Here is a 21,498-nt window from a genome sequence, read left to right on the forward strand (position 1 = left end):
TAGCCGGTTCACGATGAGTCGGCGTCGTTCCGGTGGCGGATCAGCACGAGTCCGCGGTGGATCGACGCCGGTCCCCACCATGGCCAGGAGGCCTCATGCCGCGTCCGATCAGCGATGTCCACGCCTACGAGACCCACGCGACCGACGCCGACCTCGACAATCTGCGGGCACGACTGGCCGCGGCGCGACTGCCGGAGGCCGAGACCGTGCAGGGCACCGGGCCCGGCCCACGCCGATGGGATCAGGGCGTTCCGCTCGCCGACCTCATCGATGTCGTGGAGTACTGGCGCACCGGGTACGACTGGCGGTCCTTCGAGAAGGGCCTCAACCGCATGGGCCAGTTCCGCACGGTCATCGACGGCCTGGGTATCCACTTCCTGCACCGTCGGTCCGCGCGCACGGACGCCACCCCGCTGCTCCTGACGCACGGCTGGCCAGGCAGCGTGGTCGAATTCCTCCACGTCATGGATGAGTTGGCAGACCCGGAGGACGCGGAAGCGCCGGCGTTCCACGTCGTGGCCCCGTCGCTGCCGGGCTTCGGGTTCAGCGACAAGCCGACCACCACCGGGTGGGGCACCGAGAAGATCGCGGCCGCGTGGGTGGAGCTGATGGGAAGGCTCGGCTACAGCACGTTCCTGGCCCACGGCGGCGACTGGGGCGGCAACATCACCACGGTTCTCGGCGGCAGGTTCCCCGATCACGTGCTCGGCGTCCACTCCACGTTCGCGGAGGCCCCGCCCGGCCTGACCACGGACGGCCTGACGGAGACCGAACGAAGGTGGACCGAGGAGACCCACCATTTCTGGCGCCGCCGCGCGGCCTACGCCAAGCAGCAGGCGACCCGGCCGCAGACCGTGGGCTACGCGCTCGTCGACTCACCGGTCGGACTGCTCGCCTGGATCCTCGACAAGTTCGCCGAGTGGACGGACACCGAGGACAGCCCGTTCGAGACCATCTCCCGGGACCGCATCCTCGACAACGTGACCCTGTACTGGTTGACGCGGACGGGTGCGTCGTCGGCCCGCATCTACTACGAGAGCCACAACTCGCTGGACCCCGAACTCCGGGTCGACGTCCCGGCGGCCATCACCATGTACCCCCGCGACATCGACAAGACGCCCCGCCCGTGGGCCCAGGAGCGGTACCGGAACATCGTGCGGTGGCGGTCTCCCGAGGCCGGAGGACATTTCCCGTCGCTGGAGATGCCCGAATTCTTCGTCGCCGATCTGCGGGAGGGTCTTGGGGCGGTGCTGGCCGCGCGCCGGTGAGCGGCAGGGAGGCCGCCCACGACGGGCCGTCTCACGGAAGGCGCTCGGCCGCTTCGCCTCCCCCCGTACACGGTTCGGACCGGTCCGGCAGGAGCGCGTCGAGCCGAGAGCCGCGGCTCTCCGCGACGCGCACGATCTGGTGCAGCGACTCGGTCAGCCTGCCCGCGAGAAAGCGGACCTGTGGTCCGGTGGCCCCGCCGTCGGCCAGCAGATCGACGGCATGCCCGAGGAGTTCGTCCGCCATGTCGAGCTGGATGCCCTCCACGTCATCGGCCATCCGCGAGACGTGGCCGGCGCCGTCCCCGACGACGTAACAGGGCTTTCCGCCCGTGCCGGTCCACGGCAGCAGCCGCATCGCGGGGGCGGCGGCACGGTCGGCGTGTTCGCTGCTCATCCTCATGCCGCGCCCCCGCTCAGCCGGCCGAGGTGCACTCCGCGAGCGGCGATCAGCAGCGCCCCGCCCCGGATACGCCGCCGCCTTGTCTCGGCCGCCCGCTCCTCGGCCACACGTCGTTCGTGCGCCACGAAGTAAGGGCGCACGAGCGGACTGTCCTCGCCGCGCGGAGGACGCTCGCCGGTGCGGTAGGTGGTGGGCCCACCGACGTAGGCGCAGGAGTAGGGGTAGAGGTCCGGCTCCAGGAAGTGCCGTTTGCGCGATGCGGGGACCAGGAAGTTCAGGAGCCGGGTGAGGGAGTGCTTCATGGGGCCTGCTTTCCCAGGGTGCGTGGAAGTGCGGAGGCCGCTTCTTTCTGTAGCGAACCCATCACAGAGTGAGGTCAAAGATCGCTACGCTTCCAGGGGGTCGGGCATGACAGCACACCGGTCAGGTCAAGGAGTTGCGTGCGGATGAATGCGAATGGCAGGCCGCGTACGGCACGGGAGAAGTACGGCGAGGAGCTGAAGCTGCGGCGCATCGCGGCGGGGCTGACGCAGGAGGCACTGGCCGATCTGGTCGTCTGCTCGCCGACGCTCATCAGCCACTTCGAGGCGGGGCGGCGGCTGCCGAACCCGGACGACGCGCAGCGGATCGACCGGGCGCTGAATACGGACGGGTTTTTCGCTCGGTGGCTGGAGGATCTGGACCCGGCGTTCGCGCACTACTTCGGCGTGGTCGCCGAGCTGGAGCGGGAGGCCAGCGCGATCCGCCAGTACGGCGGCTCACTCATCCCTGGGCTGCTTCAGACGAAGGCGTACTCGCGGGCCGTGTTCGAGGCATACCGCCCGAACTACTGCGCGGAGGAACTTGACGAACTGGTTGTCAGCCGTGCCAAGCGAGGCCTGTTGCTCGACAGCCCGTCAGCTCCGGAGGCGTGGGTTCTACTCGACGAGGGCGCACTACGGCGTCGTGTCGGCGGACCGCAGGTGATGGCGGAGCAACTGCACAAGGTGGCGGACATGGGCGACTCCGGTCGCGTACGCCTGCATGTGCTGCCTCTCTCTTCTGGAGCGCACGCGCTCCTGGAGGGCATGGTCTATCTGCTGTACTTCGCTGACGCGGCCCCCATGGCCTATATCGAGGGCCTTCAGAACGGACGCCTCTTGGATGATCCGGCGCTGGTTGCCGCCTGCCACACCTCCTACACTCTCGCCCTGAGTGACGCGGCACCACGGCACGAGTCGGTGGCGCTGGTCAGAAGCATCGCGGAGGAGCACGAACATGCACATCACCGAGCCCAGCATCGCTGACAGCGCCGGCCTGACCGGATGGCGCAAGTCCAGCTACAGCGGCGGGGCCAACGGCGAGTGCCTTGAGGTCGCGGACGGCCACACCACCGTCCCCGTCCGCGACAGCAAGACCCCCGCAGGCCCGGCCGTCGCCTTCTCCGCAGACGGCTGGTCGTCGTTCGTCACCGCGATCAAGGACGGCCGCCTCGCCTCCTGATCGCCCCTCTCCTGGAGTGGCCCCACGCGAGCGGGGCCGCCGAGCCGAGGTCACGCCCGGGACAGGAACGCCGCTCGCAGATCCCGGTCCCGCAACAGCCTCAGAGTCTCTTCCTCGCCGTCGAACAACAACGCCGCGGATCGATGGCCGGCTTGATGGAACATCGCGGCGAGTACGTCGGCGAGCGGACGGTTCCAGGCTGTTCTGACAGTCTGCGCCGCCTTGTCGTGCCGCCCTCGATCCGTGGCGGTGCGCCAGATTTCCACCGACTCCCTGGCAGTCTCGTAGGCGGTTCTGCGTCCCTCGACGAGGACCCCGCGCGTGTTGAGCCCGAACACAACTATGGAAGCGTCTCCCTGGGGTGTCAGCCCCTTGTACTCGCCGATCGGCAGCACCAGGCGGAGGTGCTCCAGTGGTTCCTGAAGCGTGGGGTCGAGAAGAAGCGGAGTACCGTTCTCCGCCGAGCAAGGGAAGATGGTCCGCTTCTGATTGCTGTTGCAGTACGCGCAGGCCAACAGATGGTTGAGCCACTCGAAGGTACGCAGCGGGGCGAGGCTCTTGGGTTCGAAGTGGTCAATGTCCGTGCCTTGGCTGTCACCGCAGTACATGCAGCGCTGGTGGCCGGGGGCCATGTCCGCAAGGATGCCCAGCAGCCCTCACGTACCCGTCGGCGGACGTTGGTGTGGGCCCACAGCTCGGCGGCCTTCTCCTTGCGGTCGACTTCGCTCTCCTGCTCGATCTGTTCGGTGCAGGTCTTGAGATGAGCCGTCGTATCGGGGGCAGTTGGGCCCGCGCCAGTCGGATCACCCCGCCTCGCCGCCCTCTCCGTCCCTGATCTCCTCGGCGATCCGGTGGAGTTGCGCGGACACCTCGTGGACACGTGCGGCCGGAGAACTGGTGAGCAGGTCCTTGAGCTTCTTGTAGCGCTCGACCGTCTCCGGTGCGGTGTCGCCCTCGTACACGCGGGACTCCAGCGTCATGAACTCGGCACGTCGGCGCTCGGCCTGCTCGGAGTACGGAGTGTCGAGCCCGAACAGGTCGGAGAGCACCGCGTCGTCGCCGCTTCCGTAGACCACTCGCTCGTAAAGGTCTTCCGACACGACCTCGGGAGCGGCGTTCTCCTCCACCCCGGGCAGGCGGATCAGGCCACCGGGATCAGCGGCCTGGCAGATGTACGGGCTGTGGGTCGTCACGATGAACTGGATGTTCGGGAAGTGCTCGGTCAGCCAGGGGCCGATGCGGCGCTGCCAGGAGACGTGGAGGTGGGCATCGATCTCGTCGATGATCACGACACCGGGCACCTGGAGAGGGCTGGGGCCGTCGCCGCCATCAGCCCCGACGAACGCGTCGTCGCCGAAGGCGTCATGGATCTGCTTGAGCAGGTCGACGACGAGCGCGGCCACTGTACGGAATCCGTCGCTCATCTCCCGCAACGGATACCGGTGGCCGTCGCGGGTGACCCACAGCCCTTCGGAGTCGACGTCCTCCACCCGGTAGCCGTCGGGGAGCAGTCCGTGGCCGAGGACCGACAACGCTGCCTGTTTGAGTGCTGCGGCCCCTTCCCGGTTCTCCAGCGCGCGCAGGTGCTGCTCGATCAGCCAGGCGACGCCTTCGGCAAGTGAGGCGTCTTCGTGAAACAGGCTTGCCTGCCTGGCCACCGGACCCGATGCCAGCATCAACCGCTGGACCTCTCCCGAGCCCCCGGCCATGCGCCGGAAAGGGCCATACGCGGCGCAGAACCAGCCCACCGGGTTGTCCGCCCAGGGGCCGCGTTGAGCGGGGGTGGCGCTGGTGGTGTTGGGATCCTGCCGGATGCCCTCCAGGGCCGGCTGGGCGCTCTTTCGGCTGCTCATGCCTTCCGCCGGAGCGGTCCAGCGCAGCCCCGCCCAGAAGTTGGTCTGGGTCCGTCCGGAGGAGCTGAACTTGTCGAAGCTCGCGTTCCTGACGATCTTCGCTTGGGCCGAGCCGGTGGCCTGCCCCCGCGACATCCAGTTCTCGAACCCCTGGACAAGGCCACGTGCCGCGACCGGCCCGCTGAGGGCCAGGGCCAGCGCCCGGAGCAGCGTCGTCTTTCCCGAGCCGTTCCGTCCCGCGAGGACCGTCCAGCCGGCGTGCGAACCGTCCGGGCGGGTCAGGGTCAGGTCGACGACGCGCGGGCCGTGGAACGACTTGATGTTCTCGACGTACACACGGGAGACGTACATGGTGGCGGTTCCGTCCGGTGTGGGAGGTGCGGGGCGGGCTGTTCCGGTTCCGCGTCGGCAGCTACTCGTCCATGTCGTTCCCACACCGTTGCCGCCGCCGCTCGGATCGCTCAGGCGGTCGAGTCTACGAGACGTGATGCGGCACGGACCGCCGCTCAGCCCATGCTCGCCGCGACCTCGCTGCGGAGCTGCGGCAGCTTGTCGTGGAGTACGCCCGGGCAGAGGGTGTCGCCGAAGTCCTTGTGCCCGTAGATGCGGCTCGGCGCGATGCCGTACTGGTGGCAGGTGTACGCGCAGAGCGCCACCAGGACCTCCCACTGCGCCCGGGGCGGCTGTGCGCCGTCGTGGTACGCGCCTTCGTTGGCGATCCCGATGCCCGCTCCGTTCTGGCCGGCGGTATGTGCACCCAGGACGAAGTCCCTGCCGGCCCGCAGCGTGCTGAGGCTCTGGTGGCGACCCTCGGTGATCCAGCCGCCCCGGCTGACGAGGAAGTGGTAGCCGGTGTCGGTCCAGCCGTTCTTGTCCATGTGCAGGTCCTGGACCCAGTGGGCGTGTTCGTGGGCCTGGGCGCGGGAGACGTCGGAGGTGTTGGCGCTGACCGTGTGGTGGACCACGATCATGGTGGGCCGCTTTCCGACCAGGTCGATCGGGCCCTGTGGCGGACGGGCTTTCCACTGGGACGTGCCGTCGATGTCCGGTTCGACGACGTCGAGGGCATGGGCCGTGCCGGGTAAGGCGACTGCCGCCAGACCGCCGGCACCGGCGAACAGGACGTGGCGGCGGGACGGCTGTGGAAGGTTCACGGCAGGCTCCTGGCGTGTTCGGGCAGTAGGAGTGACAACGGCGGTGACTGCTTCGGGTGTCGGCGGTACGGCCGGGTGAGCCGCCGTGCTCACCCGGCCGTACCGAGGGCGGGGCCTCTTACGCCGTGTTGTTGGCGAGGGCCTGGAGCCGGGTCATGGAGCCGTTGAACTTGTTGCGGTCCACGTCGCCGGATATCCCGGCGACCCGGCCGGTGGCCGTGTACTGCCAGATCGTCCAGGTGGGGAAGCCGCTGGGGATGTTCGGGCTGCTGGTGCCCCAATGGGCCACCCAGAGGGGCGACTTGGCGGCCATGCCGGTCCAGTTTCCGGTGCAGGTGTTCCACCAGCTGGCCGTCGTGTAGATGACGACGTCCCGGGTGGTGCGCGCCTTGTACGTGTTGTAGAAGTCGTTGATCCATGTGCGCATCTGGGTCGTGGAGAGCCCGTAGCACATGGCGCCGTACGGGTTGTGCTCGATGTCCAGCACCCCGGGCAGGGTCTTGCCGTCCTTGGACCATCCTCCGCCGTTGCCCGCGAAGTAGCCGGCCTGCGTCGCCCCGTTGGAGACGTCGGGGCGGGCGAAGTGGTAGGCGCCCCGGATCAGGCCGGCGTTGTAGGAGCCGGTGTAGTTCGCGCTGAAGCGGCTGTCCTTGAAGGACGTGCCCTCGGTGGCCTTCATGTAGGCGAAGTCGATGCCCGCGGCCTTCACCGAGCCCCAGTTGATCGCCCCCTGCCAGTGGGACACGTCGATGCCCTGGACGCCGCTGGTGTCCATCGGCGTCACGCCGCCCGCCGCCGAGGACGCCGGGCCCTGCTCGATGCGGGTCCCCGCCCCCATCCACGCCTGTCCGGACCGGACCGGCTCATCGGGGGCGGGAGGCGCGGCGGCGGCCGTGCCCGTGGCGGACAGGATCAGCGCCGCGGCGCTGCCGAGAGCCCCTGCGAGCAGAGCCCCTCTGGATCTCTTGAGCCGGCGGGACGGAGAGCGGTACGCGGGCATAGCAACCTCCGGGCACGTTGACGGGAAGAGATCCACGGCATCCGCCTGCCATCCGATTACCGGACGCCATGGACATGACATGAGTAACGCACGGGCGGCGAGAGGCGTAAAGAGGCCGTTCGGTCTAGACCTGTGCCGCCAGACCCCACCTGCGAAAACACCGCCGGAGCGGCGAGAACTTTCACTCCTGAAGGCCCCGGTGCCCGGTCCTGCCCCGCAGGCGCATCAGGACACATAGGTGCGGCGGCCGGACGACGGCCACTCCTTGCCCCAGTACTCAAATTTGACTACGCTGCGGGCATGACCGAGACGACCATCCCGATGCTGCCCTGCCGTACCTCGCTGATCGAGACCACCGTCGACTTCTACACCGCCCTGGGCTTCGAGACGACGTCCCTCCAGAAGAGCCCGTACGCGTACGCCGTCGTCGAGCGGGGATCGGTCGAGCTCCAGCTGTACGGCATGAAGGAGTACGAACCGGAGTCCTCCCACTCCGGGTGTTATGTCCTCACCGAAGATGTGGACGACCTGCATGCGGCGTTCCGCGCGGGCCTCAAGAAGGCCTACGGGCACGTCCCGGCGCGGGGGCTGCCGCGCATCGGCCCGCTGAAGGACATGTCGTACGGGGTGCGGCAGTTCCTGGTGACCGACCCGACCGGGAACACGATCCGGATCGGGCAGCCGATCAGCGAGGACCTGAACCACCGGCCCGCACCGAAGGAGACCTTCGCCCGCGCCCTGCACATGGCGGATCTCTTCGCGGACTCCAAGCAGGATCTGCCGGGCGCGGCGAAGATCATCGACCGGGCGCTCGGGCTGACGGACGAGCACCCGACTCCGGTGCAGAGGCTGCGGCTGCTCGTTCTGCGCGGGGACATCGCGCAGCGGACGGGGGACGGGGAGCGAGCGGTCGCACTGCTCGAAGAGGCTGCGGAGATCCGCCTCGGGGCCGAGGAACGGGAGGCCGCCGCCGACACCCTGTCCAGGCTCGCCGAACTGCGGAGCTGACGTCCAGGCTCGGCCGGGCGGGGGTCAGCTCGTCAGTTCGTGCGGCGCGCCGCTCGCCGGGTCCGCCCGCACCGCGCCCCGACTCACCTCGGCGGGTCCTCGCCCGTCAGGCCGTCGACCGACTCACGGATGAGGTCGGCGTGGCCGACGTGGCGGGCGTACTCCTCGATGAGGTCCAGGAGGATGCGGCGGAGGTTTGGGCGTTCGCCGCCGCGCGTGACGTGGGCGCCGAGCTGGTCCAAGCCGCCGCCCGCGCTCAGTGCCGCGTCGACGACGGCCCGGGAGCGGGCCGCCGATTCCCGCCAGAGCGCGCGGAATTGCTCGGGGGTGTCCTGGGCGGCGGAGCGGTAGGCCCAGTCGGGGTCGCTGTCCCAGTCGACCGCGTCCCAGGGGGCGCCGACCGGAGTTCCGAGCCACAGGCGGGCGAAGTGGCTGTCCTCCACGTGGGCCAGGTGCTTGAGCAGGCCGCCCAGCGTGACGGCGGACGCGCCGACCGTGGTGTTCAGTCCGGCGGCGTCCAGGCCGGAGCACTTCCAGGCGAGCGTGGCCCGCTGGCGCTCCAGGGCGCCTAGGACGGCTGCCGCCTCGGTGCCGGCGAGGGGCGGCTCGGGCCACGCTTCCGCCGCACTCTCCGTCATGGCTTCCGCCGCGTTCTCCGTCGTGGCTTCAGCCGTCTTCTCCGTCGTGGCAGAACGGTAACGCGAGGCCAGAGACGCGAAATGGGGCCCGGCCTCGCGGCCGGACCCCCTCGCTTTCCCCTCCCGTCGGGTCTTCCCGTTCCCCCCGGACCCCTCCCCGGAAGTCCCGACGCCATGTGTGACACGGGAGGGTACGCAAAGGTTGCACCCCTTGACGATCTCTTTACCCGGGGCCCCGCGCGCGGCTCTCAGCAGGCGTGTCGCACATAGCGCTCCGCGACTTCCGCCAGGGCCTCCGCCCCGTCCCGGGCCCACAGCGCCTCGTTGAAGATCTCCACCTCGATCGGGCCGTCGAAGCCGGCGGCCTCCACCTGGCGGCGGAACGCGCGGAAGTCCACGCTGCCGTCGCCCAGTTGACCCCGGCCGAGCAGGACGCCCGCCGGGAGCGGGGTGATCCAGTCGGCCAACTGGAAGGAGTGGATGCGGCCGCCCGCACCCGCGCGGGCGATCTCGGCCGGGGCCCGGTCGTCCCACCAGAGGTGGTACGTGTCGACGACCACCCCGACCTGCTCGGCCGGGAATCGTTCCGCGAGGTCCAGGGCCTGGCCGAGCGTGGAGACGACGCAGCGGTCGGAGGCGTACATCGGGTGCAGCGGCTCGATCGCCAGGCGGACGCCGCGCGTCGCCGCGTACGGGGCCAGTTCCGCCAGCGCGTCGGCGACCCGCTCCCGGGCCCCGCGCAGATCGCGGCTGCCGGGCGGGAGGCCGCCGGAGACCAGGACCAGGGTGTCGGTGGACAGGGCCGCCGCCTCGTCGATCGCCGCCCGGTTGTCGTCCAGGGCGCGGGCGCGTGTCCCCGGGTCGAGGGCGGTGAAGAAGCCGCCCCGGCAGAGGCTGGTGACGGTGAGCCCGGCATCGGCCAGGAGCCTGCCCGTACGCTCGACGCCGTACGCCTGCACGGGGGCCCGCCACAGGCCCACCATGCCGATGCCCGCCTTGACGCAGCCCTCGGTCAGCTCGGGCAGCGACCACTGTTTGAGGGTCTCCTGGTTGAGCGAGAGGCGGGAGAGGTGGTCGTGGCTCATCGTGCGCCTCCGTGGACCGCGAGCAGGGAGCGCATCCGGTGTTCGGCCAGCCCTGGGTCCGGGAACAGGCCCAGTCCGTCGGCCAGTTCGTACGCCTTCGCCAGATGCGGGAGCGAGCGCGCCGACTGGAGTCCGCCCACCATCGTGAAGTGGTCCTGGTGGCCGGAGAGCCAGGCCAGGAACACCACACCCGTCTTGTAGAAGCGGGTCGGCGGCCGGAAAAGGTGGCGGGAGAGCTCGACCGTGGGGTCCAGGAGGGCCCGGAAGCCGTCCACGTCTCCCGTGTCCAGCACCCGTACCGCGTGCGCCGCCAGGGGGCCCAGCGGGTCGAAGATGCCCAACAGGGCGTGGCTGAAGCCGCGTTCGTCGCCCGCAATGAGTTCCGGGTAGTTGAAGTCGTCGCCCGTGTAGCAGCGCACCCCGCCCGGGAGGCGGCGGCGTACGTCGATCTCGCGCGCCGCGTCCAGGAGGGAGATCTTGATCCCGTCGACCTTGTCGGGGTGTTCGGCGATGACCTTGAGGAAGGTGTCCGTGGCCTCGTCGAGGTCGGCGCTGCCCCAGTAGCCCTCCAGGGCCGGGTCGAACATCGGGCCCAGCCAGTGCAGGACCACCGGCTCCGACGCCTGGCGCAGGAGGTGGGCGTAGGTGGCGAGGTAGTCCTCCGGGCCCCGCGCGGCACGGACCAGCGCGCGGGAGGCCATGAGGATCGGCTGGACGCCGTTCTCCTCGGCCAGGGCCAGTTGTTCCTCGTACGCCGCCGTGACCTCGGCCAGGGTGGGCGCCGGGCCGTCGGGCAGTTGGTCGGTGCCGACGCCGCAGGCGATCCTGCCGCCCACCGCCTTCGCCTCGGCGGCCGAGCGGCGAATCAGTTCGGCGGCGCCCGCCCAGTCCAGGCCCATGCCGCGCTGCGCGGTGTCCATCGCCTCCGCGACGCCCAGGCCGTGCGCCCACAGGTGGCGGCGGAAGGCGAGTGTGGACTCCCAGTCGACGGCGGCCGGGCCGTCCGGGCTGATGTCCGCGTACGGGTCGGCGACCACGTGCGCCGCCGAGAAGACCGTACGGGAGGTGGGGGCCGGCGCTCCCGGAACGAGGCCGAGCGGTGTGGCGCGGGGCGTGTAGGGGCCCTGCGGGAGGTGGATCGTCATGTCAGCGGCCTCCGGCGGCGCCGCGAGGCGGTCGCGTGGATCGTCATGTCAGCGGCCTCCGGAGCCGCGCGCCGGTCGCGCGGGTCACAGGGTCAGCTCCGGGACGTCGAAGCGGCGGCCCTCGGCGGACGACTTCAGCCCCAGCTCGGCCAGTTGGACGCCCCGGGCGCCGGCCAGCAGGTCCCAGGCGTACGGCTCGTCCAGGACCACATGGCGCAGGAACAGCTCCCACTGCGCCTTGAAGCCGTTGTCGAACTCCTGGTTGTCGGGGATCTCCTGCCACTGGTCGCGGAACGACTCGGTGACCGGGAGGTCCGGGTTCCAGACCGGCCTGGGGGTCGACGAGCGGTGCTGGACACGGCAGTTGCGCAGGCCCGCGACGGCGGAGCCGTGGGTGCCGTCGACCTGGAACTCGACCAGTTCGTCGCGGTTGACCCGTACCGTCCAGGAGGAGTTGATCTGCGCGACGGCCCCGCCCGCCAGCTGGAAGATGCCGTACGCGGCGTCGTCGGCGGTCGCCTCGTACGGCTGGCCCTGCTCGTCCCAGCGGCGCGGAACGTGCGTCTGCACGTGGGCCGTTACGGAGGTGACCGAGCCGAAGAGCTCGTGGAGCACGTACTCCCAGTGCGGGAACATGTCGACGACGATGCCGCCGCCGTCCTGGGTGCGGTAGTTCCACGACGGGCGCTGGGCCTCCTGCCAGTCGCCCTCGAAGACCCAGTAGCCGAACTCCCCGCGTACGGACAGGATCTCGCCGAAGAAGCCGCCGTCGATCAGACGCTTCAGCTTCAGCAGGCCCGGCAGGAAGATCTTGTCCTGGACGACACCGTGCTTGATGCCCGCGTCCCGGGCGAGCCGGGCCAGGTCGAGAGCCCCCTCGGCGTCCGTGGCGGTCGGCTTCTCGGTGTAGACGTGCTTGCCCGCCGCGATCGCCTTCTTGATCGCCTCCACCCGGGCCATGGTGACCTGGGCGTCGAAGTAGACGTCGATCGTGTCGTCCGCGAGGACCGCGTCCAGGTCGGTCGACCACTCGGCCAGGCCGTGGCGCCCGGCGAGCTCCTCCAGGGCGTGGGCGCGGCGGCCGACGAGCACGGGCTCGGGCCACAGCACCTCGCCGTCGCCGAGATCCAGGCCTCCCTGCTCACGGATCGCGAGGATCGAGCGCACCAGGTGCTGCCGGTATCCCATGCGTCCCGTGACGCCGTTCATGGCGATGCGCACTGTCCTGCGTGTCACGAAAGTCCCTCCATACAGCCGTAGCAAGCGCTTTCTATCCAGGATGACGCTAGCCTGCCGACAGCGGCCGGACAAGAGGGGGCCGCACGTGATCTCACGGAGGACAGCGATGACAGTCACCCTGGCGGATGTGGCGGCCCGCGCCCGGGTGTCCCCGGCCACCGTCTCGCGTGTGCTGAACGGCAACTACCCGGTGGCGGCGTCGACCCGGGAGCGGGTCCTGCGCGCGGTGGACGACCTGGACTACGTGCTCAACGGGCCCGCGAGCTCGCTCGCCGCTGCCACCTCGGACCTGGTCGGCATCCTGGTCAACGACATCGCCGACCCGTTCTTCGGGATCATGGCGGGGGCGGCCCAGACGCAGATCGGCGGCCCCGGGGACGGTTCCGGACGGGCGGGCGGCGAGAAGCTGGCCGTCATCTGCAACACCGGCGGCTCCCCGGAGCGCGAACTCACCTATCTCACCCTCCTCCAGCGCCAGCGCGCCGCCGCCGTCGTCCTCACGGGCGGCGCGGTCGAGAACCCGGCCCACCAGGCCGCGATGTCCGCGAAGCTGGCGAAACTCGCGGACGCGGGCACCCGGATCGTCTTCTGCGGGCGGCCCCCGCTGCCCGAGGGGGACGCGCTCGTCGCCGCGCTCGCGTTCGACAACCGGGGCGGTGGACGTCGGCTCGCCGAGCACCTGATCTCGCTCGGCCACCGCAGGATCGGTTACGTCGCAGGGCCCCCGGAGCGCACCACCACCCGGCACCGGCTGGAGGGCCACCGGGAGGCGCTGCGCGCCGCCGGCCTGGCCGCCGCCCCCGGCGATGCCGACGGGGGCCGGGGCTCCGACGATCAGCAACTCCTCACCGTGCACGGCCCCTACGACCGGCGCTCCGGCTACGAGGCCACCCTCGAACTCCTGCGCAGGGCACCGGACGTGACCGCGATCGTGGCCGCCAACGACACCGTGGCGCTGGGCGCGTGCGCGGCCGTCCGGGACCAGGGGATGCGGATCCCCCAGGACATCTCGGTCGCGGGCTTCGACGACCTGCCGTTCTCGGTGGACGCGGTGCCGGCCCTCACGACGGTGCGGCTGCCGCTCTTCGAGGCGGGGGCCCGGGCCGGGCGGCTGGCGATGGGCAAGGAGGACCCGCCGCCCGGCGGCATCGCGACCATCGCGGCCGAGCTGATGATCCGGGGGTCCACGGCGGCGCCCCGGGGGTGAGCGGGCGGCCCGGGGGGGGGCGGGGGCCTGCGGGGCCGGGGGCTCTGCGGGGCGCGAGGGCCTTCGGGGCGCGGGGGCCGGGGCCTGCGGACAGCCCTTAGCCCAGCAGTCCGAGCAGCCGTCCCAGCGCGTCCGCGACCGGCTGGGCCACGGGCCCCAGGCTGTTCGCGAGCTGGCCGAGCCGCGCCAGGGTGAGGCCACGCTCGGTCATGGCCTCGCGGTCCAGGGCGAGCACGGGCAGGGTCTCTTCGACCGTACGGGCCTGGTCCGGGGTGAGGTGGGCGGTGAGATCGCGGAGCCGTGCAGTCAACTCCCCTACCGCAGCGCGGAGTTCAGGATCCTGTGCGGCGGCTCCGACGATGCCGTAGTTGATTCCGATCACCTGCTCCCCCCGCTGGTTGAAGACGGGGCCGTTGTAGGTCGAGTGGTGCGTCGGTTCGGTCATAGCCTGATCCCCGTGTTCTGACCGCCGTTCTGGTTGAAGACGGGGCCGTTGTAGTTGTTCAACTGGTGCACGTGTGCGGTGAACTCGGCTTCCGGATGGTCGATCGCGTGCACTATCTGCCCGGCGATCACTCGCAGTTCGTCCACGCTCGGCAGGGTCACGAGCACCAGGGAGCCGCCGGCCGTCTCCACGACCAGGACCGGCCTCTCCGGTGCGATGAGCGCCTTGACGAAAAAGAAGACCAGGACGAACAGCAGGACGAGAACCGGCGCCCAGTCGGTCATCGAATAGACGAAGGCGACCACCGCCAGGCCCGCCAGGAAGCGGAACACGTTCCGCTCCGGCTTGATCTTGATCGCCTCGACCCGAGTGAGGTTGTGCAGCGGCAGGGCCGCCGCTCCTATCCAGAGCATCCGGCGCTTGACCGAGATCTCCAGGATGCCGCCCGGACGCGGCAGCGGCGGTAGCGGCGGTGGCGGCGGTGGCGGCGAGGGAGGTCCGGCCGGAGGATTCGGTGGTGGTGAGGCAGGCGGTCCAGACGGTGGTGTCGGCGTCGATGGCGGCCCGAAGTTGCCCGTGGCGTTCATGCGTTCCCCCGTGCACTCGTCTCCCACCCCGCATGCGCGGGAGCCCTATTAAGCATCAGCCCGGCCCTGAGCGGCAGGCGAGAAACCGCCAATCCTGCTGCCACGGAGGCGCGTTACGGCCACCTGCGGGGGCCGAAGGGCGAAAGATGGGGGCGACTCCCCCATGCGCCCCACCCGCTCCCCCGCCACGATGAAAGCGGGCGGCCCGACCGGGGCCGGCCCGGGACCGGGGAGGTGCGGAGCTGTGGCGGAGAAGGATCTGATCGACAGAGGCGCGAGCCGTCGCCCCTCCCCTGCTGTATCCGTCGAGCCGGTCCCTGCTCTATCCGTCGATCCGGTCCCTGCCGTTTCCGTCGCGTCCGCTTCCGTCGAGTCCGTCGAGTCCGCCCCCGCCGCTTCCGTCGAGTCCGCTCCCGCCGCTTCCGTCGCGTTCAGGGACGCGGCAGGAGCGCCGTGGTGGCTCCCCGGTGTCGTCGGCGGCAGTCCCGCCGGCGAACCCGGCTGGGCGGTCTTCGCCCGGGAGGCCGTCGCCTCGGCGCCGCGTGACGTGGTGGTCCCCGACCGCGCGTACCCCGGGCTCAGCGGCTTCGGGCCGGTCGTCGCACCGTTCGTCGAGGCGGCGGTCCGGCGGCTCCGGGACGCGCTCGCGAAGGACGGCCCGGCGGCCGGCAGCGCGGGCAACGGCAGCTCGGGCAACGGCAGCCCGGGCAACGGCTCGGGGAACGGCCGAGCGGTCGGTCCGGCGGCAGACGGCTCCTCGCCCCTCCTGGCGGACTTCCGGCGGCAGCTGACGCGTCGGCTCTCCCGGATCGCGGCGCGCACCCTCGTCACGGAACTGCACGAGGCCCGGCGGCTGGACCGGCTGAGCGGCGAGGGGTCCGAGGAACGCTTCCGGGACTTCGTACGGCGGACCGCCCGCCGCGACGGTCTCGCCCTGCTCGTCACCGGCTATCCCGTGCTGGCCCGCCTCCTCGCGACGGCCTGCCTGAACGCGGGGGACGCGTTCGCGGAGATGGCCGCGCGGCTCGCCGCCGACCGGCACCTGCTGACCTCCTCGGGAGTGCTCGGCGACCGGGCCGGTTCCCCGGAGGGCAGGCGCGGCGGGAGCGCGGGGCCCGGGGCGCTCACCGGGGTCGAGGCCGGGGCGGGCGACAGCCACCGCGGCGGCCGGTCGGTGATGCTGCTGCGGTTCGCCGACGGCGCCCGGCTCGTCTACAAGCCGCGTCCGCTCGCGGCGCACCGGCACTTCAACGCCCTGGCGGAGTGGTTCAGTTCGCTGCCCGGCGCGCCGGAGCTGCGGGTGCTGCGGGTCCTGGACCGGGGGGAGTACGGGTGGGCCGAGTTCGTCGAGGAGCGGCCCTGCGCCTCGGCCGCGGAGACCCGGCAGTTCTACCGGCGCCAGGGTGCGCTGCTGGCGCTGCTGCACACGCTGGACGGTACGGATCTGCACCACGAGAACCTGATCGCCCGCGGCCCGCACCCGGTGCTGGTCGATGTGGAGACGCTGTTCCACCCGCCGCTGGGACCCGCCCGGTCCGCCGATCCGGCCGCCCGGGCACTGCACGACTCGGTCCACCGGGTGGGCCTGCTGCCCCAGTTGCTCGTCGGGGACACCACCGCGATCGACATGTCCGCGATCGGTGGGGGCCGGGCCGCGTCGTCGCCGATCGAGACCGCCGACTGGGCGGACGCCGGTACCGACCGCATGCGGCTGGTGCGGCGGGCGGGCCGGTTCACCGAGTCCGCCAACCGGCCCCGACTGGGCGGAGTGGCGGCCGACCCCTCCGCGTACACCGAGGTCCTGTGCGGCGGCTTCCGCGCCGGATACACCGCGATCAGCAAGCACCGTGGCGAACTTGTCGGCGACGAGGGGCTGTTGAGGCTCTTCGCGCGGGACGAGGTGCGCGTCGTGCCCCGGCCGACCTGGACGTACACGACGCTGCTGGACGAGTCGACCCACCCCGATCTGATGCGGGACGCCACCGAACGCCACCAGGTCCTCTCGCTGCTGCGCACCCCGCTCCTGGGCATGCCCGCGCTGCCCGGCGTGGAGGACGAGGAGGTCGCGGAGCTGTGGCGCGGTGACGTGCCGGTGTTCGGCACCCGGCCGGGAGACACGGAGTTGTGGAGCGGCACCGGCCGTACGGTTCCGGGGCCGGTCGGCGGCGGCCCCGTCGGCCCCACCGGGCTGGCTCGGGTCGAGGCGAAGGTGCGCGCGATGGACACCGTGGACCGCCAGGACCAGGAACGGATCATCCGGGCCGCCATGGTGAGCACCTCGCCCGAGCCGCCGCACCGGGCGGCGCCGGGCGGCCGGTCGCGGAGCGCGGCGACCGCGCCGGAGCCCGAGCAACTTCTGTCCGCCGCAAGGTCGGTGGGCGACCAGCTCGTCTCCCTCGCCTACCGGCACGAGCGCCGCACCAACTGGATCGGGCTCGAACTGCTCGGCGAGCGCTACTGGCGGCTCACCCCGATGGCCGCGGACCTCGCGGGCGGTTACACGGGGCCCGCGCTCTTCCTGGCGCAGCTGGCCGCGCTCACCGGCGCCTCCCGGTACGCGGAGGCGGCCCGTGAGGCGCTCGCCCCGGTCCCGGGGCTGCTGGACGCGCTGCACGGGCGGGCCGACGAGCTCGGCTCCCTGGGCTCCGGCGCCTTCGCGGGCCTCGGCGGCATCGCGTACGCGCTGACCGAGGTGGGCACGCTGCTGGGCGACCGGGAGGTGCTGGACCAGGCCGGTCCGGCCGTCCGGCTGAGCTGCGCGGCGAGCGCGGCCGAGGACGGGTACGGGGTGCGCGGCGGGGCGGCGGGCGGGCTCGTCTCGCTGCTCGCGGTGCACCGCGCCACCGGCCGCCCCGAGGCCTGGCGTGGCGCCGAGCGCTGCGCCGAGCGGATCGCCGCCGCCCCGCTCCCCGACGCCGGGGGCTTCGCCGACGGGGCGGCGGGGATCGGCTGGGCGCTGCTGCGCTTCGCCGGGGCCGGGGGCGGCGCCCGCCACCGGAGCGCCGGACTGGACGCCCTGCGCCGGGCGACGGCCGGAGCGAACCGCGTGACCAGCGCCGGAGCGCCGCAGAAAGCGACCGCCGGGCCGGTTCACGAAACGGCGGCCGGGCCATCGGCCGGACCGGCCTGGTGCGACGGGGCGGCCGGCATCGCGCTGGCGATCGCGGACAGCCCCGACGCGCTGGCGGACCCGGAGCTGTCCGGCTGGCTCGCGGCGCGCTCCGGCGAGCTGGCGGGCATCGGTCCGCTCGCCGACGACAGCCTGTGCCACGGGGAGTCGGGGCTGCTCGAACTCCTCGGCCACAGCGCGCTCCCCGCGGCGCGGCCCGCGTGGATGCGCCGGGCCGGGACGCTGCTGGCCTCGGCGGACCGGGCGGGCCCGCAGTGCGGGACACCCGGCCGCGTACCGCACCCGGGGCTGCTCACCGGGCTCTCGGGGATCGGGCACGGGTTGCTGCGGGCCGGGTTCCCCGACCGGATCGGGTCCGCGCTGCTCCTGCGCCTCTCCGGGACCCCTTGACCGAACCACGGCTTTGACGACGACGACCACATCACCACCATCACGGAAACCACCACCATCACCGTCACCACCGAGAGAATGAGGCAGAGATGAAGCAGTTCGGCGAAGCGGCCCTGCGGGCGTCCGGCGAGATCGCGCACGAGGGCACACCCGAGCACCCGGCGGGGCAGATCTCCTTGGGGTCCACCGGAGGCCTCGGTGCGCGCGGCAGACTTCTCAGCGCCTCGGAGGGCGAGAGCGGCTACAGCCACGACCTGCCGTGGACCACCATGACGGCCCCGTGGTGACCGGTTCCGGCCAACTCAACGGTAAATGAGCCGAATTGGCCCGCTGTCGTAGGGGTTGGGGCTCCAGTAGCCTGCGGCCATGCGAGCCACTTCGCCGGTCATCGTCGGGCGGGACGAGGAGATCGGACTGCTGAGCAGCGCCCTGGACGCCGTACGACGGCGTTCGGGGCGCGCGCTGTTCCTCCTCGGGGAAGCCGGTATCGGCAAGTCCCGGCTGGTGGGCGAGTGCGCCTACCGGGCGTACGGGCTCGGCATGCCCGTGCTGCGCGGCCGGGCCACCTCGACCGGGCTCGTCGTGCCCTTCCGTCCACTCGCGGAGGCGCTGGCGTCCCGGTTCCGGGCCGCGGGCACCCCGACCGATCCGGAGCTCGCGCCCTACCACCCGGCGCTGGCCCGGCTGGTCCCGGAGTGGCGCAAGGACGGGTCCCCCGGCTATCCGGAGACGGTCGTTGAGCTGGCCGAGGCCCTGCTGCGGCTGCTGTCCGTGCTGGGCCGGGAGGCGGGTTGCGCGATCCTGCTGGAGGATCTGCACGACTGCGACACGGAGACCGTCGCGGTCGTCGAGTACGTCATCGACAACCTGGCCGATCTGCCCATCCTGTTCCTGGGCACCCTGCGTCCGGAACCGGGCGCGGCCCTGGACCTCGTACGCTCCGTCGAGCGCCGGCACGCCGCGACCGTACGGGAGCTGGGTTCGCTCCGCGAGGACCGGGTGCGGGCGCTGACGGGCGCGTGTCTGGAGGCGCGGCCGGAGGAGATACCCGATGCGGTGCACCGCCGGCTTTCCGAACGCGCCGCGGGCAACCCGTACTTACTGGAAGTTCTGCTGGCGGACCTGCTCGACACCGGTCGGCTCCGGCGGACGGACGACGGGTGGGAGGCGGTGGAGCAGCCGGGCGGTTCGGTCCCCTCGGACATCGTCCGCAGCTGGGCCCGCAGGCTGGAGCGGCTGGACGAGCCGGTGCGGGACCTCTTACTGGCGTCGGCCACCCTGGGCAGCCAGTTCTCGGTGACCGTGCTCCAGACCGTCACCGGTTTCGAGGACCGGGCCCTGTTCACGCATCTGCGGTCGGCGGTGGAGGCCGGTGTCATCGCCCCGGACGGCGCGGCCCCCGACCGCTACGCCTTCCGGCACTCGCTGACCGCCGAGGCCCTGATCTCCTCGCTGGCGCCGGCCGAGCGCGCCTCGCTGGCCCGCCGTGCCGCCGGGGCCATCGAGCACGCGGGGCAGCCGCTGGACGAGGACGGCCGGCAGCTCGTGGCCGCGCTGCAACTGGCCGCGGGCAACCGGGCCGGGGCGGCCCGCCAGTTCGCGGAGGCGGGAAGACGGATGCTCGCTTCGGGGGCGCACGGCTCCGCCGTGGTGCTGCTGGAGCGGGCGCACCCGCTGGCCGCCGAGAGCGACCGGGCCGCCGTCGCCGAGTCGTTGGCGGTCGCCCGTGCCGAGGGCGGCGATCTGGACGGCGCACTGGCGCTGGCGGACGCGCTGCCGCCGGTTCCGGCGCGTTCCGAGGCCGCCGCCCGGCGCGGCCTGATCCACATCGAGCTCGCCTGGGCGGCGGTCATGGCGGAGCGCCCCGCCGACGCGGCGCTCCAGGTCGAGGCGGCCCGCGTCCTGCTGGGCCCGTCGCCGCCGGCGGGCCGCCGGGCCGCGCTCGTGGTGGTCGACGGGTATCTGGCGCTGCTCCCCGGACACGGGCAGAAGCCCCGGGACCCGGCGGAATCCGAGCGTGCCGTGCGGGAGGCCGCCGAGACCGCCGAGGCCGAGGGGCTGCCCGTGGTGGCCTGTCAGGCCTGGCAGTTGCTGGCGCTGCTGCGGCGTGAGGAGGGTTTCGACGCGGCGGACGCGGCACTGGAGCGGATGCTGTCGATCTCCGCCGAACACGCCCTGCCGGTCTGGCGGGTGGAGGCGTTGGTGCGGCTCGGGGCGAACGCCTTCATGCGGACCGGGGACGCGGCCCGGCTGCTCTCCGCGCGGGCGGCGGCCACCGAGCTGGGGGCGCTGCTGCTGACCCGTACGGTCGACGGGCTGCTCGCGATGAACGCGGTGATGTGCGCCCGGTGGGAGGAGGCGCAGGAGATCATCGACCGTTCGGCGGAGGCCAGTGCCCGGGTCGGTGACCGGTCCGCCCACCGTTATCTGCTGCTGGCCGGGGCGACGATGGCCGCGCACCGGGGGCGGCGGCGGGACATGGACCGGGCGCTGGCCGCGTTCCGGCGGGCCGGGGGCGAGCAGTCGCTGCTGGTGCCGCTCCGGTCGGGGCTGTGCCGGGCGTTCGGCGCGCTCCTGGAGGAGGACCGGGAGCGGGCGGCGGCGGGGCTCGACGAGGCGCTGGCCTGGGAGGCGGACCACCCGAGCTACTACTACCTGAGCGGGCGGTACGGGCTGCGCCCGCTGCTGCGGGTGCTGGCGGGCGACGCGGGCCGGGCGGAGCTGGCGGAGGCACGGGCGGCTCCCGGGGGGTGTCTCGCCTGGAACCGGCAGTTCCTGGAGCTGGCGGACGCGGTGCTGCTGGGCCGGGAGGGGGATCCGGCCGGGGCCGCCCGGCTGATGGCGTCGTTCGATGTGCGGTCCGCGCCCTTCCCGGTCGCCCGCCACCTGGGTCTGCGGCTGGTCGCGGACGCGGCCCGCGCGGACGGGTGGGGCGAGCCGGTGGCGTGGCTGCGGTCCGCCGAGGAGTACTTCTACGCGGCCGGGGTGCAGCCGGTCGCCTCCGCGTGCCGGGCGGCGCTGCGGCAGGCCGGGGCCAGCGTGGGCCAGCACCGGGGCGGCTGGGACCGGATCCCGTCGCCGCTGCGGGCCGGCGGGGTGACCCCGCGCGAGTACGAGGTGTTCGTGCTGCTGCCCGAGCGGCCAGGGAACCAGCAGATCGCCCGGCGGCTGTCCATCTCGCCCCGCACGGTGGAGAAGCACATGGCCAGTCTGCTGAGCAAGACCGGGCGCGCGGACCGGGCCGCGCTGTGCGAGTTCGCCGCCGAGTGCGCCGCCGAACCGGCCTGAGGCGGGGTCCGCCCGAGCCGGCCCGATGCCAGGTCCGCCCGAGCCGACCCGACGCGCGGCCCACCCGAACCGGCCCGACGCGAGGCACTCTCCGGGGCCGTGGGGGCCGGGGCGGGCAACATGGGGGCGCCGGGCGGTTTCGGTCGGGTGGCCGGGCGGAAAATGCGTGCGGGGCCCCG

General features: G+C 72.3%; 20 protein-coding genes. 8 read left to right on the forward strand and 12 right to left on the reverse strand.

Going from position 1 to position 21,498, the window contains the following annotated elements; translation table 11 throughout:
- Positions 1-95 precede the first annotated feature (95 nt).
- The gene (locus D581_RS0121725) at positions 96-1,268 is read left to right on the forward strand and encodes an epoxide hydrolase (protein ID WP_018959310.1); all 1,173 of its coding nucleotides are present in this window, start codon (positions 96-98) and stop codon (positions 1,266-1,268) included.
- A gap of 31 nt (positions 1,269-1,299) precedes the next feature.
- Here D581_RS0121725 and D581_RS0121730 read toward each other — a convergent pair whose 3' ends face one another.
- Both D581_RS0121730 and D581_RS1000000141675 read right to left on the reverse strand, forming a co-directional pair.
- The gene (locus tag D581_RS0121730; RefSeq protein ID WP_018959311.1) at positions 1,300-1,662 is read right to left on the reverse strand and encodes a hypothetical protein; all 363 of its coding nucleotides are present in this window, start codon (positions 1,660-1,662) and stop codon (positions 1,300-1,302) included.
- Between the two features lie 2 nt (positions 1,663-1,664).
- Positions 1,665-1,970, reverse strand: coding sequence for a hypothetical protein (locus D581_RS1000000141675; protein WP_018959312.1), 306 nt, complete (start codon positions 1,968-1,970; stop codon positions 1,665-1,667).
- A gap of 144 nt (positions 1,971-2,114) precedes the next feature.
- Here D581_RS1000000141675 and D581_RS0121745 point away from each other — a divergent pair, with 144 nt between their 5' ends.
- Together D581_RS0121745 and D581_RS0121750 are read left to right on the forward strand one after the other, a co-directional pair.
- Positions 2,115-2,954 (forward strand): Scr1 family TA system antitoxin-like transcriptional regulator, encoded by an 840-nt coding sequence (locus tag D581_RS0121745; RefSeq protein ID WP_018959313.1) that lies wholly within the window; start codon positions 2,115-2,117, stop codon positions 2,952-2,954.
- Complete coding sequence (locus D581_RS0121750; RefSeq protein WP_018959314.1) at positions 2,926-3,150, forward strand: DUF397 domain-containing protein; 225 nt, start codon at positions 2,926-2,928, stop codon at positions 3,148-3,150. Before D581_RS0121745 ends, D581_RS0121750 begins: the two co-directional genes overlap by 29 nt.
- 50 nt (positions 3,151-3,200) lie before the next feature.
- Here the strand turns inward: D581_RS0121750 and D581_RS0121755 are convergent, their stop codons facing one another.
- From D581_RS0121755 to D581_RS0121770, 4 genes are all read right to left on the reverse strand, one after another.
- Positions 3,201-3,782 carry an HNH endonuclease gene (locus D581_RS0121755; RefSeq protein WP_018959315.1) on the reverse strand — a complete coding sequence of 194 codons (582 nt, stop codon included), beginning with the start codon at positions 3,780-3,782 and terminating at the stop codon, positions 3,201-3,203.
- Between the two features lie 171 nt (positions 3,783-3,953).
- Positions 3,954-5,354 (reverse strand): AAA family ATPase, encoded by a 1,401-nt coding sequence (locus D581_RS0121760; RefSeq protein WP_018959316.1) that lies wholly within the window; start codon positions 5,352-5,354, stop codon positions 3,954-3,956.
- 155 nt (positions 5,355-5,509) lie between these two features.
- Complete coding sequence (locus D581_RS0121765; protein ID WP_018959317.1) at positions 5,510-6,157, reverse strand: peptidoglycan recognition protein family protein; 648 nt, start codon at positions 6,155-6,157, stop codon at positions 5,510-5,512.
- A gap of 118 nt (positions 6,158-6,275) precedes the next feature.
- Positions 6,276-7,157, reverse strand: a complete 882-nt coding sequence (locus D581_RS0121770) for a lysozyme (RefSeq protein WP_018959318.1) — start codon at positions 7,155-7,157, stop codon at positions 6,276-6,278.
- Between the two features lie 300 nt (positions 7,158-7,457).
- Between D581_RS0121770 and D581_RS0121775 the strand changes: the two genes are divergently transcribed.
- Positions 7,458-8,165: a bleomycin resistance protein gene (locus D581_RS0121775; protein WP_018959319.1), complete on the forward strand. Its 708-nt coding sequence runs from the start codon at positions 7,458-7,460 to the stop codon at positions 8,163-8,165.
- Between the two features lie 83 nt (positions 8,166-8,248).
- Here D581_RS0121775 and D581_RS0121780 read toward each other — a convergent pair whose 3' ends face one another.
- The 4 genes from D581_RS0121780 to D581_RS0121795 form a co-directional block, all read right to left on the reverse strand.
- Complete coding sequence (locus D581_RS0121780; RefSeq protein ID WP_018959320.1) at positions 8,249-8,803, reverse strand: DinB family protein; 555 nt, start codon at positions 8,801-8,803, stop codon at positions 8,249-8,251.
- 248 nt (positions 8,804-9,051) lie between these two features.
- Positions 9,052-9,888 carry a sugar phosphate isomerase/epimerase family protein gene (locus D581_RS0121785; RefSeq protein ID WP_018959321.1) on the reverse strand — a complete coding sequence of 279 codons (837 nt, stop codon included), beginning with the start codon at positions 9,886-9,888 and terminating at the stop codon, positions 9,052-9,054.
- Positions 9,885-11,033 (reverse strand): dihydrodipicolinate synthase family protein, encoded by a 1,149-nt coding sequence (locus D581_RS0121790; protein WP_018959322.1) that lies wholly within the window; start codon positions 11,031-11,033, stop codon positions 9,885-9,887. The genes D581_RS0121785 and D581_RS0121790 overlap by 4 nt, the downstream gene beginning before the upstream one ends.
- 84 nt (positions 11,034-11,117) lie before the next feature.
- Entirely contained in the window at positions 11,118-12,269 is a 1,152-nt protein-coding gene (locus D581_RS0121795; RefSeq protein ID WP_032752867.1) for a Gfo/Idh/MocA family protein, read from the reverse strand.
- A 109-nt stretch (positions 12,270-12,378) separates the two neighbouring features.
- Here D581_RS0121795 and D581_RS0121800 point away from each other — a divergent pair, with 109 nt between their 5' ends.
- Positions 12,379-13,479: a LacI family DNA-binding transcriptional regulator gene (locus D581_RS0121800; RefSeq protein WP_018959324.1), complete on the forward strand. Its 1,101-nt coding sequence runs from the start codon at positions 12,379-12,381 to the stop codon at positions 13,477-13,479.
- A 97-nt stretch (positions 13,480-13,576) separates the two neighbouring features.
- On the opposite strand, the gene D581_RS0121805 is transcribed toward D581_RS0121800, so the two are convergent.
- Both D581_RS0121805 and D581_RS0121810 read right to left on the reverse strand, forming a co-directional pair.
- Positions 13,577-13,924, reverse strand: a complete 348-nt coding sequence (locus tag D581_RS0121805) for a hypothetical protein (RefSeq protein WP_018959325.1) — start codon at positions 13,922-13,924, stop codon at positions 13,577-13,579.
- The gene (locus tag D581_RS0121810; protein WP_469220352.1) at positions 13,921-14,382 is read right to left on the reverse strand and encodes a DUF6232 family protein; all 462 of its coding nucleotides are present in this window, start codon (positions 14,380-14,382) and stop codon (positions 13,921-13,923) included. The genes D581_RS0121805 and D581_RS0121810 overlap by 4 nt, the downstream gene beginning before the upstream one ends.
- Before the next feature lie 373 nt (positions 14,383-14,755).
- Here D581_RS0121810 and D581_RS0121815 point away from each other — a divergent pair, with 373 nt between their 5' ends.
- The 3 genes from D581_RS0121815 (at position 14,756) to D581_RS0121825 (ending at position 21,319) form a co-directional block, all read left to right on the forward strand.
- Positions 14,756-18,031 (forward strand): type 2 lanthipeptide synthetase LanM, encoded by a 3,276-nt coding sequence (locus tag D581_RS0121815; protein ID WP_018959327.1) that lies wholly within the window; start codon positions 14,756-14,758, stop codon positions 18,029-18,031.
- Between the two features lie 89 nt (positions 18,032-18,120).
- Complete coding sequence (locus D581_RS0121820; protein ID WP_018959328.1) at positions 18,121-18,318, forward strand: hypothetical protein; 198 nt, start codon at positions 18,121-18,123, stop codon at positions 18,316-18,318.
- Positions 18,319-18,397: 79 nt separating this feature from the next.
- Entirely contained in the window at positions 18,398-21,319 is a 2,922-nt protein-coding gene (locus tag D581_RS0121825) for a helix-turn-helix transcriptional regulator (RefSeq protein ID WP_018959329.1), read from the forward strand.
- The last annotated feature ends 179 nt before the right edge of the window (positions 21,320-21,498 follow it).

The organism is Streptomyces sp. CNB091 (genome assembly GCF_000377965.1).